Origin of the sequence: Achromobacter aegrifaciens (genome assembly GCF_902859965.1) — a bacterium.
Taxonomy (GTDB): Bacteria; Pseudomonadota; Gammaproteobacteria; order Burkholderiales; family Burkholderiaceae_B; genus Achromobacter; species Achromobacter aegrifaciens.
In genome coordinates, this window is record NZ_CADIKO010000002.1 from 1,172,693 (window position 1) to 1,185,776 (window position 13,084).

At 64.8% G+C, this 13,084-nt stretch carries 12 protein-coding genes; 3 read left to right on the forward strand and 9 right to left on the reverse strand.

Annotation, left to right across the window (positions count from 1 at the left end; all coding sequences use genetic code 11):
- Positions 1-16: 16 nt before the first annotated feature.
- Both HV793_RS16595 and HV793_RS16600 read right to left on the reverse strand, forming a co-directional pair.
- A complete protein-coding gene (locus HV793_RS16595; protein ID WP_119451361.1) occupies positions 17-1,024 on the reverse strand; it encodes a hypothetical protein in 1,008 nt (335 codons plus the stop codon).
- Positions 1,025-1,047: 23 nt separating this feature from the next.
- The gene (locus tag HV793_RS16600; protein ID WP_119451360.1) at positions 1,048-1,653 is read right to left on the reverse strand and encodes a hypothetical protein; all 606 of its coding nucleotides are present in this window, start codon (positions 1,651-1,653) and stop codon (positions 1,048-1,050) included.
- A 136-nt stretch (positions 1,654-1,789) separates the two neighbouring features.
- Between HV793_RS16600 and HV793_RS16605 the strand changes: the two genes are divergently transcribed.
- Entirely contained in the window at positions 1,790-2,587 is a 798-nt protein-coding gene (locus tag HV793_RS16605; protein ID WP_119451359.1) for an aminoglycoside adenylyltransferase family protein, read from the forward strand.
- Between the two features lie 60 nt (positions 2,588-2,647).
- On the opposite strand, the gene HV793_RS16610 is transcribed toward HV793_RS16605, so the two are convergent.
- The 5 genes from HV793_RS16610 to HV793_RS16630 are packed head-to-tail and all read right to left on the reverse strand — an operon-like array spanning position 2,648 to position 7,715.
- The gene (locus tag HV793_RS16610) at positions 2,648-3,367 is read right to left on the reverse strand and encodes a GntR family transcriptional regulator (RefSeq protein WP_054456341.1); all 720 of its coding nucleotides are present in this window, start codon (positions 3,365-3,367) and stop codon (positions 2,648-2,650) included.
- Positions 3,364-5,031, reverse strand: a complete 1,668-nt coding sequence (locus HV793_RS16615; RefSeq protein WP_175213559.1) for a GMC family oxidoreductase — start codon at positions 5,029-5,031, stop codon at positions 3,364-3,366. Before HV793_RS16615 ends, HV793_RS16610 begins: the two co-directional genes overlap by 4 nt.
- Positions 5,028-6,026 (reverse strand): ABC transporter substrate-binding protein, encoded by a 999-nt coding sequence (locus HV793_RS16620; protein WP_054456339.1) that lies wholly within the window; start codon positions 6,024-6,026, stop codon positions 5,028-5,030. The genes HV793_RS16615 and HV793_RS16620 overlap by 4 nt, the downstream gene beginning before the upstream one ends.
- Positions 6,027-6,060: 34 nt before the next feature.
- Positions 6,061-6,918 carry an ABC transporter ATP-binding protein gene (locus tag HV793_RS16625; RefSeq protein ID WP_125472951.1) on the reverse strand — a complete coding sequence of 286 codons (858 nt, stop codon included), beginning with the start codon at positions 6,916-6,918 and terminating at the stop codon, positions 6,061-6,063.
- A gap of 29 nt (positions 6,919-6,947) precedes the next feature.
- Positions 6,948-7,715: an ABC transporter permease gene (locus HV793_RS16630; RefSeq protein ID WP_175213560.1), complete on the reverse strand. Its 768-nt coding sequence runs from the start codon at positions 7,713-7,715 to the stop codon at positions 6,948-6,950.
- Between the two features lie 81 nt (positions 7,716-7,796).
- Between HV793_RS16630 and HV793_RS16635 the strand changes: the two genes are divergently transcribed.
- Positions 7,797-8,963, forward strand: coding sequence for a mandelate racemase/muconate lactonizing enzyme family protein (locus HV793_RS16635; protein WP_175213561.1), 1,167 nt, complete (start codon positions 7,797-7,799; stop codon positions 8,961-8,963).
- A gap of 57 nt (positions 8,964-9,020) precedes the next feature.
- Here HV793_RS16635 and HV793_RS16640 read toward each other — a convergent pair whose 3' ends face one another.
- Positions 9,021-9,935, reverse strand: a complete 915-nt coding sequence (locus HV793_RS16640; RefSeq protein WP_088159349.1) for a LysR family transcriptional regulator — start codon at positions 9,933-9,935, stop codon at positions 9,021-9,023.
- Positions 9,936-10,161: 226 nt separating this feature from the next.
- On the opposite strand from HV793_RS16640, the gene HV793_RS16645 reads away from it, so the two are divergent.
- Positions 10,162-11,373: an MFS transporter gene (locus tag HV793_RS16645; RefSeq protein WP_175213562.1), complete on the forward strand. Its 1,212-nt coding sequence runs from the start codon at positions 10,162-10,164 to the stop codon at positions 11,371-11,373.
- A gap of 80 nt (positions 11,374-11,453) precedes the next feature.
- Here HV793_RS16645 and guaA read toward each other — a convergent pair whose 3' ends face one another.
- Positions 11,454-13,046, reverse strand: a complete 1,593-nt coding sequence (gene guaA, locus HV793_RS16650; protein ID WP_054456334.1) for a glutamine-hydrolyzing GMP synthase — start codon at positions 13,044-13,046, stop codon at positions 11,454-11,456.
- Between the last annotated feature and the right edge of the window lie 38 nt (positions 13,047-13,084).

A 13,084-nucleotide genomic window follows, 5' to 3' on the forward strand; every position in this document is an offset into this window, starting at 1 on the left:
GCCGATTCATTGACGCCTACGCAGGCTCGCCGTCCACGCGGAAGAACAGCGCAGTCTGCCCCTTCAGGCCGCCATCCAGGAACTCGAACTCGACGCGCCTGCCCGGTTCAACCACGTCGCCCAGGTATTCGACCCGATACATCACGCCGCCGATGCGGTAGTTGTGGACCAGCGAGACGATCGAGGAGTTGGGGCTGCGCAATCGATAGACCACGGCCTCTTCGACCACGCCCCGCACGCCATGTTTGTACAGCCCCCGCTGCAGTTTGCGGCTGCGCATGCCAAACAGCATTCCCAGGATTGCAAAGATCGCTGCGACGAACAGCAGCGGCGGCAGAAACAGCCCCCCCACCAGCGGCACAAGGGCAAAGATCAGCATGAACTTGCGCGCGTCCAACTCTTCCCTGCGCACGGCCGCACGGTCGGCATCGCTGATTTCCTCGACAGCGACCAGGGATTCCGCGCTCATGGGGTACTCCACCCGCAACAGCACGGGAGGCGAGTCTGGCTGCAAGGTCAGCAGGTGCAGGCGCACGGGCAGATTTGTCAGACCCACGGCCGTCGCGGGCCCGTGTCCGCTACGAGTGTCGCTGGCGATCTCGTTCCAGAACGGCAGGGCGGCGTCCACGCGCTGCTCGCCGAATCCGTAGCACACGCCCGGCGTCGAGGAAGCCGGACCAAATGACGTCAGCCGGCCTGAAACGATCTGCTTGGCCAGCCGCCCCTTCAGCGCCCGGTCGAGGCTGCGCCAGCCTGGCGGCATGCGCAGCAGCTTGCGTCCGAAAAACACCGCCAGCGCTCCCATCACCGCAATGCCCGCCAGCAGCACCGCGCCCACGCCGACGTCCAGCGCGCGCCACTCGGACAGACCAAGCACGACAAAGGTCAACACGGAAAGCGCCAGCAGCAGCACCACGAAGACGCCGAACACGGCCATCAACAGTCTGCCGCGGGAGCATCTGCGCAGCAGCAGGATGTCATCCTCGGTGAGCGGGGCATCCTCGATTTGCAGGGTCTGGCTCATGCGGTGGTCGTCGCCTCCCGGGCTCAATAGGTTCCGATGGGAACCTCGATCTTCAGCGGCGCGCCGCCCTTGGCCGGACGCAGGCTGTACGTGTACAGGCCGCCATCGTCATCAGCCAGCGTCGAATCCTTGCGCTCCACCGCGTAGCGCTGTCCATCGATTTCCAGCGAGCGGGCGGCGACGGCGTCGGCATGGTCGGGGACCAGCAGACCGCCCACGCCGTCGCCAGCATCGGCGAACTCGTAGTCGCGCAACTCGCCATCCACGCGCAGCAATTGCACCCGCGGCCGGTAAGGCGCCGCGTCCAGGTTCCAGCCATTGGTCAGATCGGTGATCCAGGGGCCCGGAATGTCGTAGACGCTGCCCAGTTGCTCTTCCGACACTTCCGGCCCTTCCACCACCAGGCAGCACACCACCTTCCCCGCGCGGGAGTCGTACACCGCCCAGTTGCTGCCGATGGCCGCCACGCCGGGCAGCATCGAGAAATGGAATTGCCGGTTGAACTGGCTATCCGACACCTGGCGCCAGCCTCCAATATTGGGCGCGGCCGCAGGCGGTTGCGCCTGGCTGGCCGTTGCCATCAGGACGCCTGCGGCCAGGACGCCTGCTCGGAACAATAAACGGTTCATCTCGGTGCCTGTCGTGGGCTTGTTGGGATCAGCGGACTTGGGCCTTGCGCCGGCATAGTACCAGTGCCGGCGCGGCGATCATGGCCTGCGCGCCGCCGCCCTGCCGGCTGCGAGCAAACTTCGCTACTATCGACGCATGGCTCATCTCGTTCCCCCCTCAATCGCCACCCAGGTCGCAGCGGCCAGCAGCCTCATCGAACGGCATCTGGGCGCTGGCCTCGTCGCCATCCATCTGTTCGGCTCCGCCGTGGACGGCGGGCTGCAGCCCCATAGCGATATCGACCTGCTCGTTACCGTGACCCAGCCGCCGGACGAAGCCGTGCTGCGCGCGCTGGCCGCGGCGCTATTGGCGATCTCCGCGCCGCCCGGCTCATCACCCGATTTGCGCGCGCTCGAAGTCACCGTGCTGGCGCTGGAACACGTCGTGCCTTGGCGCCACCCGGCCAGACGCGAACTCCAGTTCGGCGAATGGCTGCGGACCGATCTGATGGCGGGAGTCGTGGAACCGCCCATGATGGACCACGATCTGGCCATACTGCTCACCAAGGTCCGTGGACACAGCATTCCCATCTTGGGGCCGCAGGCCGATCAGTTGCTCCAGGCCGTCCCCCGCGAAGACCTGAGGCGGGCGCTACTGGACACTGTCGCGCAGTGGAACACGCCCGAGGACTGGGCCGGCGATGAAAAGCACATCATCCTCGCGCTGGCGCGCATCTGGTACACGGCCGTCTCCGGGGGCATCGCATCCAAGGACCAGGCGGCGGCATGGCTGCTCGAGAGGTTGGAAGCGCCCTACCGCCCCGTCCTCGCCAAGGCGCGCGCGATCTATCTGGGACAAGAAGAAGACGACCTGGCGCAACGGCACGATGCCGAAACCGCGGCGTTCATTGCCCACGCCCGCGCCGCTATTGAAGGACTGGCCGGCAGCCGATAACCCGGGGACACGTGAAGGGCCTGCTTGCCTGCGCGGATACAGCGGGCAGCCTTTCAGCCATCACGGCTTCAGGTCGATTTCCATGCGCACGAAATCGCCGCGATACGTCACTTCGCCCAGGTAGATGACGCGGCGGTCCGGCCCGGTGAATACGCGCCGGACTTCCGCCACGGGCGCGTTCACGTTGATGCCCAAATGCCGCGCCACCTCGACGTCAGCGGTCGAGATGGTCAGCACCTGACGGGCAGAGACAATATCCACCGAGGACATCCCCATCAGAATGGGAATGACGGTCTCTTTGCGAAAGCGCGCAGGGTGCTTGGCAAAGATGGCGGCGTCCAGGTAGATGTTGATGACGCAATACGGCTGCCCGTTGCGGGCATGGATGCGCCGCATGAACACGTACTTTTCCGCGGCGACGCCGTCCGACTCGTTCAGCAACGGCGTGCGCGTGGACTCGTCGATATTGAGTATGGTCGGGTGCGTATCCCGATAGACGCTGGACAGGTTCTCGAGCGTGGTCTCGACACGGAACCAACGGTTGTCCTGGGGCGCTCCCGTCACGAAGGTGCCGCGCCCCCGCTGCGGTGAAAGCAGTCCGTCGCGGGTAAGCCTTTCGATTGCCTGGCGCACCGTGACCTTGGCCACGTGGAACTCCTCGGCCAGCGCGTCGAGCGAGGGCAATTTTTCGCCGTTCTTCCACACACCCTTCAGGATCCGCTGCCGGAACAGATCCGAAAGTTGAACGTAGAGAGGGGCTTGGGCGGTGTCGAGAATCATGGCGTCAAAGTGTCCGCGACTATATCACGCGCTTGCGGCCGGGCAGCGCCGCGCGCGTCTTCCAGGATCAGCGCGGCGCCCTTCTCGCCGATCATGATCGCGGCGGCGTTGGTGTTCGTCGACACCATGCGGGGCATGACCGAAGCGTCGACGACGCGCAAGCGTTCCACCCCGCGCACGCGCAAGCGCGCGTCGACCACCGACCCGGCGTCGCCGCCCATGCGGCAGGTGCCGGCAGGATGGAACACCGTGCCGCCCTTGTCGCGCGCGAATTGCTCCAGCGCGGCGGCTGTCGTGACATCGTTTCCCGGCAGGTACTCAACTCCGGTTACCAGGTCGCGGAACGACGGCTGGGCATAGATGTCGCGCAACATGCGCAAGCCCGCGACCAAGACCTTCGCATCGCGCGGTTCGGTCAGGTAGTTCGAGACGATGCGCGGCGATGCGAACGGATCCGTGCCCACGATCTCGACGGTGCCGCGCGAATCGGGCCTGCATTGCGTCGCCGACGCGGAAAAGCCGGAAAACCGGTGCAGCGCGTCGCCTGGCTTGTCCACGGATAGCGGCATGACATTGAAAAGTATGTCCGCACGGCCGCCCACCGCGTGCTCGGTCGCCGCCAGCCCGCCTACCTGGCCCGCGCCCACCGTGAGCGGTCCCCTGCCCTGGAACAGCCACTGCGCCCCCATGCCTGCGAGGCTGAACGGATTGCGCACCGCGTCGTTGAGCGACATGCGCCGTTTAAGCTTGACGATCACGCGCGCCTGGTAATGATCTTGCAGGTTGCGGCCGACTTCCGGCGAATGAGCGGCGACGGCGATGCCGTGCCTGGCAAGCAGCGCTGCGTCGCCCACGCCCGAAAGCTGCAGTACCTGGGGCGATTGCAGCGCACCCGCAGCAAGCGCCACCTCGACATCCGCCATCGCGCGCTTCAAATGGCCCTCTTGCACCCACTCCACGCCCAGCGCCCGGCCGCCTTCGATCAGGATGCGCGTGACATGGGCGCCGGTCTCGATCACCAGGTTCGGACGCGACCTGACCGGATAAAGAAACGCGGTCGCGGCGTCGCAACGCCAACGGCTGCCCAGCGTCAGCTGGTAGGGACCCACACCCTCCGATTCGGCGCCGTTGAAGTCGTCATTGCGCCGGCAGCCGGCCTCGACTGCCGCTTCCACCCAAGCAGCCGTGTAAGGATGTTCATTGCGCAGGTTGGAGACACGGAGTTCGCCGGAAGCGCCGTGATACTCGGACTCGCCCCCGTCGTAGAGCTCGGATTTCTTGAAGTACGGCAGCACATCCCGATAGGCCCATCCCGTTGCGCCCAGATCGGCCCAGTCGTCGTAGTCCTCATGCTGACCACGGATGTACAACAAGCCGTTGATCACGCTTGAACCGCCCAACGCCTTGCCGCGCGGCCACAGGATGGCGCGATTGCCGGTTTCGGCCTGGGCTTCGACCGGGAACAGCCGAGCAAACCGCGGATCGTAAATGGTCTTGAAGTAGCCCACCGGCAGCTTGAGCCAGAAATTGTGCGCAGCCGCGCCCGCCTCCAGCAGCAGCACGCGCACCGCAGGATCGCGGCTGAGCCGGTTGGCCAGCACGCATCCGGCGGAGCCGCCGCCGACGACGATGTAGTCAAAGCCCGCGCCAGCCGGAATGCTCATGCCTTGATCGCCTCCAGATAGGCCGAGGGATCGAAGTAGCGCGAAGCGGGAACCGGATTCGGAATGTTCCCGGCCTGCGCGAAGAAATCGGTCACCTGCTGCAGCCAGCGTGTCACTGAGCCGTCCTCGTACTTGGTGCGCCATTCCGCCGTGGAGAAATACTTGGCCTGCTTGAACTGCGCCTTGAACTCGGCCAGCGGCACGTCCTTGTATTGCGTCTTCTGCAGCGTCTCCACCGCGGCGTCCGGGGTTTTCACGATTGCGTCATTGGCCTCGCCCCACGCAGCGATGAGGCTGCGGATGGCCGGCTTCTGGGCCTCGTAGAAATCGTTCCTGGCCGCCCATCCGCCCATGATCGCCGCCTCCGGATAGAACGCGGAAGCGTCGATCAGCATGCGCGCATTGGACACCTTGGACCGGACGATCGTGTCAAACGGAACCCAGAGCGCAACCGCGCTGACCGCGCCGGACACGAACGAGGTAACGGCATCGGCCATGCGCTGGTTGACGATCTGCACGTCCTTGCCCGGATCGAGCTTGGCGGCGCGCAAGGCCCGGTCCAGGAACACATGGGCGGTCGTACCCGTGGTCGTGGAGATCTGCTTGCCCTTCAGATCGGCCACGGTCTTGATCGACTCGTCGCGGACCCAAAGCTGGGCAGTACCGTACTCGATGTCGTTCACAAGAAAAACCTTGCCCTGCCCGCGCGCTGGAAAGTTCGACACAACCGCGCCGGTGGCCAGCACATCCAGGCTGCCGCCTATCATGGCCTGGAAGATCTCCAGCCCCGTGGTGAAGACAATGGGCTCCAGTTCCAAACCATGCTTGGCGTAGCTGCCCATCTGCAAGCCCAGCCACAGGTGGCCGTCGACGGCGGGCGTATGCAAGTAGCCTACGCGCAGTTTCTTGCGCGCCTGGCCGATGGCAGGCGCCGCGATTGCTGCGATGGAAGCGGCCATGCCGGCCTTGAGCAGGGTTCTGCGGTCGAGTTTCATGGAGTCTCCTTGTGGTGGGGCTGCTGACGCTGGCTCAATCCGTCGGGCGCACGGATTGGCGGGCCTGGGCTTCGTACTCGAACATGACCAGCTCCCGGATCTCGCGGCTCAACTCGACGAAGCGAGGGTCCTCGTGGACCCGCTCCGAACGGGGGTAGCCGAAAGGCACCTCTATCACCTTCCGGACCTTTGAAGGCCGGGCGGTGACCACGACGATCTTTGACGACAGGTAGACGGCTTCCTCCACCGAGTGGGTGATCAGCATCACCGTCTTGCCTTCGGTCTGCAGCACTTCGAGCAGCAGGTCCTGCATGGCGGTCCGGGTCTGCGCATCCAGCGCGCCGAAGGGCTCGTCCATCAACAGGAACTGGGGCTTGACGGCGTAGGCGCGCGCGATCGCCAGCCGCTGCCGCATGCCGCCGGACAAATGCTTCGGAAAGTGATCGGCGAAGTCGCTCAGGCCCATCAGCTTCATGTAGCGCTGACAGATCTCGGCGCGCTCCCGCGGGCTCGTCTTGTTGGCCGCGAGCTTCATGCCGAACTCGATGTTGCCGCGCACCGTCAGCCACGGAAACACGCCGTATTCCTGGAAGATCACGCCGCGGTCGGGCCCGGGCGCCGTGACGGGCCGGCCGTCCAGCGTCACGGAGCCGGCGGTGGGTTGCACAAAACCGCCGACGATATTCATCAAGGTCGTCTTGCCGCAGCCTGAAGGGCCGATGATGGAGACGAACTCCCCATCCCGGATGTCCAGGGTCACGCCATCCACCACCCTCATCGGGCCTGTGGCCGTGGGAAAGTCCACGGTGACGTTATCGAACCTGATTCTGACTTCCGGTTCCTGGGAAGGCTTAGGCGTAGCGGTGTCCACGCTGCGCAGTTGAGTGCTCATGGTCATGGTCTTGTATGTCCGGAACGGTCTCAGGCGATGCGGTCTTGCCACGCGACCAGGCGCCGGCTCACGGCCCTCAGCGCCAGGTCCATCAGCATGGCGATGAGGCCGATGCAGATGATCCCCACGTAGATCACGTCCAGCTGGAAGAACGACGATGCATTCTGGATAAGCGCCCCGAGCCCCTGCTGGGCCGCAATGAGTTCGGACGCCACCAGCGTGGCCCAGGCCACGCCCAGCGCCACCCGGATGGCCGTCAGGATGTGCGGTACGGTAAGCGGCACGATGACTTTGGCGAAGATCTCCAGGTCGTTGGCGCCCAACGTGCGGGCGACGCGCACGAAGATCGGGCTGATCTGGGCGATGCCTTCGTACATCACGATGACGCCCGCAAAGAACGAGGCGTAGAACAGGATGACGGTCTTGGCCGATTCGCCGATGCCGAAATAGACGATCACTAGCGGAATCAACGCGATCGGCGGGAGCGCGCGAAAGAAGTTGATGACGGGATCGATGAAGACCCGCAGCCCGCGATACCAGCCCAGGCAAAAACCCACAGGCACTGCCACCAGGATGCCCAGCGCGACGCCCGTGAAGACGCGCCGGGCCGACATCCAGATGTCCAGCCACAGGCGGTCCTTGGAGAGCTCGATGAACTTTTCGACGACCGCGGCCGGCGAAGGCACAAGCGCGGGGCTGACGAGTCCGCTGGCGCGCACCGCTAGCCACAGCAAGAGGATGCATAGCCATGGCGCCGCGATGAGCAGCGGGCGCGAGATGAAGGACGGAAGGCGCATGGTGTGTATAGAGGGTTAGACCTGAGTTGCAATCCTTAAGTGCTAAACATACTATAGACCAGTACTTAATATCTTCATGCCATGACAAACCCTAATACGACTCAAGCCTGGTCCATCAAACCATTCACGCTGACGCGTATCGAGGCCTACGTCCTGCGATGGCCGGTCAAGCGTCCGGTACAAACCTCGTTCGGCACCATGCATGACCGCCCCGCCCTGCTCGTGCGGGTAGAGGACACGGATGGCGCAGTGGGCTGGGGCGAGGTCTGGTGCAACTTTCCCGGCTGCGGCGCGGAACACCGCGCCCGTCTGCTTGAAACCGTTGTCGCGCCGCTGGTCGTTGGTCAGCCTTACGCCGCGGCCCAAGCGGTGTTTGCCCACATGAGCGCGCGCACCGCGGTGCTCGCCATCCAGTCGGGCGAACCCGGGCCCATCGCGCAGGTGATCGCCGGCATCGACCTGGCCTTGTGGGACATGCTGTCGCGCCGGGCGGGCGTGCCGCTATGGCAATTCCTGGGCGGCGTCTCGGACGTGATCCGCGTCTATGCAAGCGGCATCAACCCTGACCGCCCCGAAGATACGGTGCTCGCAAAACACGCGGAGGGCTATCGCGCTTTCAAGCTCAAGGTGGGCTTTGGCGAAGAGCGGGACCTCGCCAATGTCAGAACGGTGCACGCCCGGCTGCCTTCGGGCAACGAGCTCATGCTGGACGCCAATCAGGCCTGGGATCTGGCGGGTGCGCAGCGCATGGCCAGCCACTTCAGCGAGTTCGCGCCGCGCTGGCTGGAGGAGCCGCTGCGCGCGGATCGCCCGCTGTCGGAATGGGCGCAGTTGGCTGCTCAAACGGACATCCCCCTGGCAGCCGGGGAGAACCTCATCGGTTCAGATGCCTTCGAGACCATGATCAACAGCAGGACGCTTAAAGTCGTGCAGCCGGATCTGGCCAAATGGGGCGGCATATCCGGCTGCCTGCCCGTCATCGACAGGATTCACGAGGCTGGACTGCGCTACTGCCCGCATTTCCTTGGCGCGGGTGTCGGCCAGCTTGCGTCGGCGCACATTCTGGCGGCGCGAGGACGAGCCGGCGGCATGCTTGAAATCGATGCCAACGAGAACCCGCTGCGCGCGGCCCTCAGCCCGGCGTTGGGCGTCATCATCGAAGGAGAGGCCAAGCTCGGAAACGCGGCGGGCCTGGGCGTGGAGCCGGATCTCGCGCAATTGCGCGAGATCTGTGGTTTGCGTTCATAACATCCCAGAAAGAAGGCCCACAATTGCCCAGGCTGCAGGGGTCAACAGGGCTTGACGTCAGCCGGCCGCGCTTGTCGCAAGACGCATCTGGAGAAAATCGAGGAATACCTGGACCTTCTTGGAGTGCCTGCGATTCGGTAGATACGCCGCATGGACGCACACACTCTGTTCTTGAGGATTGACCTCGTAGTCCTCGAAGAACCGGCGCAGCCGCCCGGCCCGCACGTCTTCCCGGATCAGCCATTCCGCCAGCAACGCGATGCCCTGTCCATCCAGCACAGCTTCGCGCAGCATGTCCGAGTTGTTGGCGGCCAGACGCCCCTGCACCTCCACATGCTGCACTTTGTCATCGCCCCGAAGAAACGACCAGCGCTGCGGCCCGGCCTGGTGGGCGAATCGCAGACAGTCGTGCTGTGTCAATTCCTCCGGCGCAGTGGGCGTGCCGTGCCGCTCCAGGTATTCGTGGCTGGCCACCACATAGCGCCGATGCTCGGCCAATTTGCGCACGATCAATTGCGGCTGCAAGTCCGGCGTGCCAATGCGGACGGCGACATCGATCCGTTCCGCCGCCAGGTCCACATACGCATCGGATAGCACCAGATCCAGTGACACGCGCGGATTCTCGCGCAGGAAACCCGAGATATAGGGTCCCAGGCACAAGCGCGCGAAGGTCACAGGCAAGGAAACTCGCAAGGGTCCGACCGCGACCGCGCCAACGTCCGACACGCTGCCGTCGGCCTCCTCCAGATCCGACACAACCCTGGACACCTGCTCCAGGTAAGTCACTCCTGCGTCGGTCAACGTTACCCGGCGCGTCGACCGGGTCAGCAGCGCGGTACCGAGAGACGCCTCCAAGGTATCGATCAGCCGCGTGACGGAAGACGTGGCGACCCCCAGGCGCCGCGCGGTTTTGGAGAATCCTCCTGACTCGGCCACGTCCAGGAAGACGCGCAAGGCTTGCAGTTTATCCATGGTTATCTTTGCAAATAACGCAACCCTACGTTGCGATAAAGACCAATTCATTGAATTCCATGCAAAGACTAATCTGGCCTTCCCCTCAACGCAAGGAGCTACGCCGTGAAATCCCTGTGCATCGGCGCTTCACTCGTCAGCGCTGCGCAACCCCTCGCGCCGTTCCTGCAAGCCCTTCAACAGGCCGCTGCGGCGGCCGCCCACCAAGCCCCCGGAACATAGCAACATGTCTTCCACGCAAATTACCGCCACCAAGGATCAGGATCCGACCGTCTCCTCGGGGCTGCCACTACGCTTGACCTTCATGCTGGCCGGCAGCGCCGGCCTGTCGGTCGCATCCCTGTACTACAGCCAGCCCATGCTGGGCGTGCTGGCTCCGGACATCGGCGCCTCTTCCCAGTCGGTCGGACTGCTGCCGACACTGACCCAGTTGGGGTATGCCCTGGGCATCCTCTTTCTGGCGCCGCTGGGCGACCGGCACGACCGGCGCAGGATCATCCTGCTCAAGGCCGCCATCCTGTCTGCCGCGCTGCTGCTGGCGGCGCTGTCACCTACGCTGGCGACGCTGCTGGCCGCCAGCCTGGCCGTCGGCCTGTCCGCGACAATGGCGCAGGACATCGTGCCGGCAGCCGCAACGCTGGCGCCAGCCGCGCACCGCGGCAAGATCGTGGGCACGGTGATGACAGGCCTGCTATTGGGCATCCTGCTGTCCCGGGTAGTCAGCGGCTTCGTTGCCGAGAACTGGGGTTGGCGCGCCATGTTCGCGGCCGCCGCCGCCAGCATCGCACTCGTGGGCCTGGCCGCAAGCCGCCAACTCCCGCGCTTCGAGGCCAGCACGCGACTGCCCTACTTTGCGCTGCTGCGATCGCTGGCCGCGCTATGGCAGCAACATGCCGCACTACGTCGCGCCACTTGGGCTCAAGGCCTGCTGTCGATCGGCTTCAGCGCCTTCTGGTCCACCCTGGCCGTCATGCTGCATGGCGAACCCTTCAACCTGGGCGCAGCCGCCGCCGGCGCCTTCGGACTGGCCGGCGCGGCAGGAGCCATGGCCGCTCCCATCGCCGGACGCATCGCCGACCGCCACGGCGCCGCGCTAGTCACCCGCCTGGGCGCAGCTCTGGTCGTCGTGTCCTTCGCCGTTATGGGTTTGACCCCGTTCCTGGCGCCCGGCGCGCAGCTGGGATTGCTGGTCGCCAGCGCCATCGGCTTCGACCTGGGCATACAGGCAGCGCTGATCGCGCACCAAACCATCATCTACGGTATCGATGCGAACGCCCGCAGCCGGCTCAACGCGGTGCTGTTCACCGGCATGTTCATCGGAATGGCCGTCGGGTCGGCATTGGCAGCCTTGCTGTATGCACAGTTCGGATGGATGGCGGTGACGGTGCTGTCCACTGCCACGGCGCTCGGAGCATTCTTGGTGCGATTGAGGGGATGACGGCAGCGCTTTCATCTCCCGACTCAAAAAGAAAGAGGCGCCGAAGCGCCTCTTTCATTCACCGCACGACAACAGCGGGATCACTCCCACTCGATGGTCGCAGGCGGCTTGCTCGACACGTCGTAAACAACGCGATTAATGCCACGCACCTCATTGATGATGCGCGACGACACCCGCGCCAGCAGCGGATGCGGCAGCGGCGCCCAATCGGCGGTCATGAAGTCGAAGGTCTGCACCGCACGCAGCGCCACCACGTATTCGTAGGTACGCCCATCACCCATCACCCCCACCGACTTCACCGGCAGGAACACGGCAAACGCTTGTGAGGTCAGCTCGTACCAGGTCAGGCCGCTGGCCTCGTCCTTGGTGTTGCGCAGCTCTTCGATGAAGATCGCGTCGGCGCGGCGCAGCAGTTCGGCGTATTCATGCTTGACTTCGCCCAGGATGCGCACGCCCAGGCCGGGGCCGGGGAACGGGTGGCGGTAGACCATCTGCGGCGGCAGGCCCAGGGCCACGCCGAGTTCGCGGACTTCGTCCTTGAACAGTTCGCGCAGCGGCTCCAGCAGTTGCAGGTTCAGCGTGTCCGGCAGGCCGCCCACGTTGTGGTGCGACTTGATGGAGGTGGCCTTGCCGGTCTTGGCGCCCGCGGATTCGATGACGTCGGGGTAGATCGTGCCCTGGGCCAGCCACTTGGCGCTCTTCTGCTTGCCCGCCTGTTCCTGGAACACTTCGACGAATTCGCGGCCGATGATCTTGCGCTTGGCTTCGGGGTCGGCCACGCCGGCCAGCTTGCCCATGAATTGGGCAGTGGCGTCGACGTGGATGATCTTCACGCCCATGTTTTCAGCGAAGGTCTGCATGACCTGCTTGCCTTCGTCCAGGCGCAAGAGGCCGTGGTCGACGAACACGCAGGTGAGCTGGTCGCCGATAGCCTTGTGGATCAGCGCTGCGGCGACCGAGGAGTCCACGCCGCCGGACAGGCCCAGGATGACTTCGTCCGTGCCGACCTGCTCGCGGATGCGGGCGACGGCTTCGGCCACGTAGTCGGGCATGTTCCAGTCGCCTTCGCAGCCGCAGATCTCGTTGACGAAGCGGGCCAGCATGGCCTTGCCCTGGACGGTGTGCGTGACTTCGGGGTGGAACTGGACGGCGTAGAACTTGCGATCTTCGTCGGCCATGCCGGCGATGGGGCAGGACGGCGTGGAAGCCATCAGCTTGAAGCCCGGGGGCAGCTCGGTGACCTTGTCGCCGTGGCTCATCCAGACCTTGAGCATGCCGTGGCCTTCGGCGGTGGCGAAGTCTTCCAGGCCTTCCAGCAGCTTGGTGTGGCCGTGGGCGCGGACTTCGGCGTAGCCGAATTCGCGGTGGTCGGAATAGCTGACCACGCCGCCCAACTGCTGCGCCATGGACTGCATGCCGTAGCAGATGCCGAGCACGGGCACGCCCAGTTCGAACACCGCATGCGGCACGCGCATGGAGCCTTCTTCGTAGGCGGAAGCGTGGCTGCCGGACAGGATGATGCCCTTCAGGCCTTGCGCCATCTGGTCGCGCACGAAGGCGTCGTCGACGTCGCCGGGGTGCACTTCGGAGTAGACGCCGGCTTCGCGGACGCGGCGGGCGATCAGCTGGGTGACTTGCGAACCGTAGTCGAGAATGAGGATGCGCTGGTGCATGGAGACTCTACCGGTAAAGAATAAAACCGCAGTAAATA

Coding starts and splice junctions, on each gene's coding strand:
- HV793_RS16610 (WP_054456341.1), bottom strand. CDS start 3,367: ATGATTCTCGACACCGCCCAAGCCCCTCTCTACGTTCAACTTTCGGAT.
- HV793_RS16625 (WP_125472951.1), bottom strand. CDS start 6,918: ATGAGCACTCAACTGCGCAGCGTGGACACCGCTACGCCTAAGCCTTCC.
- HV793_RS16620 (WP_054456339.1), bottom strand. CDS start 6,026: ATGAAACTCGACCGCAGAACCCTGCTCAAGGCCGGCATGGCCGCTTCC.
- HV793_RS16645 (WP_175213562.1), top strand. CDS start 10,162: ATGTCTTCCACGCAAATTACCGCCACCAAGGATCAGGATCCGACCGTC.
- HV793_RS16640 (WP_088159349.1), bottom strand. CDS start 9,935: ATGGATAAACTGCAAGCCTTGCGCGTCTTCCTGGACGTGGCCGAGTCA.
- HV793_RS16595 (WP_119451361.1), bottom strand. CDS start 1,024: ATGAGCCAGACCCTGCAAATCGAGGATGCCCCGCTCACCGAGGATGAC.
- HV793_RS16605 (WP_119451359.1), top strand. CDS start 1,790: ATGGCTCATCTCGTTCCCCCCTCAATCGCCACCCAGGTCGCAGCGGCC.
- HV793_RS16630 (WP_175213560.1), bottom strand. CDS start 7,715: ATGCGCCTTCCGTCCTTCATCTCGCGCCCGCTGCTCATCGCGGCGCCA.
- HV793_RS16635 (WP_175213561.1), top strand. CDS start 7,797: ATGACAAACCCTAATACGACTCAAGCCTGGTCCATCAAACCATTCACG.
- HV793_RS16615 (WP_175213559.1), bottom strand. CDS start 5,031: ATGAGCATTCCGGCTGGCGCGGGCTTTGACTACATCGTCGTCGGCGGC.
- HV793_RS16600 (WP_119451360.1), bottom strand. CDS start 1,653: ATGAACCGTTTATTGTTCCGAGCAGGCGTCCTGGCCGCAGGCGTCCTG.
- guaA (WP_054456334.1), bottom strand. CDS start 13,046: ATGCACCAGCGCATCCTCATTCTCGACTACGGTTCGCAAGTCACCCAG.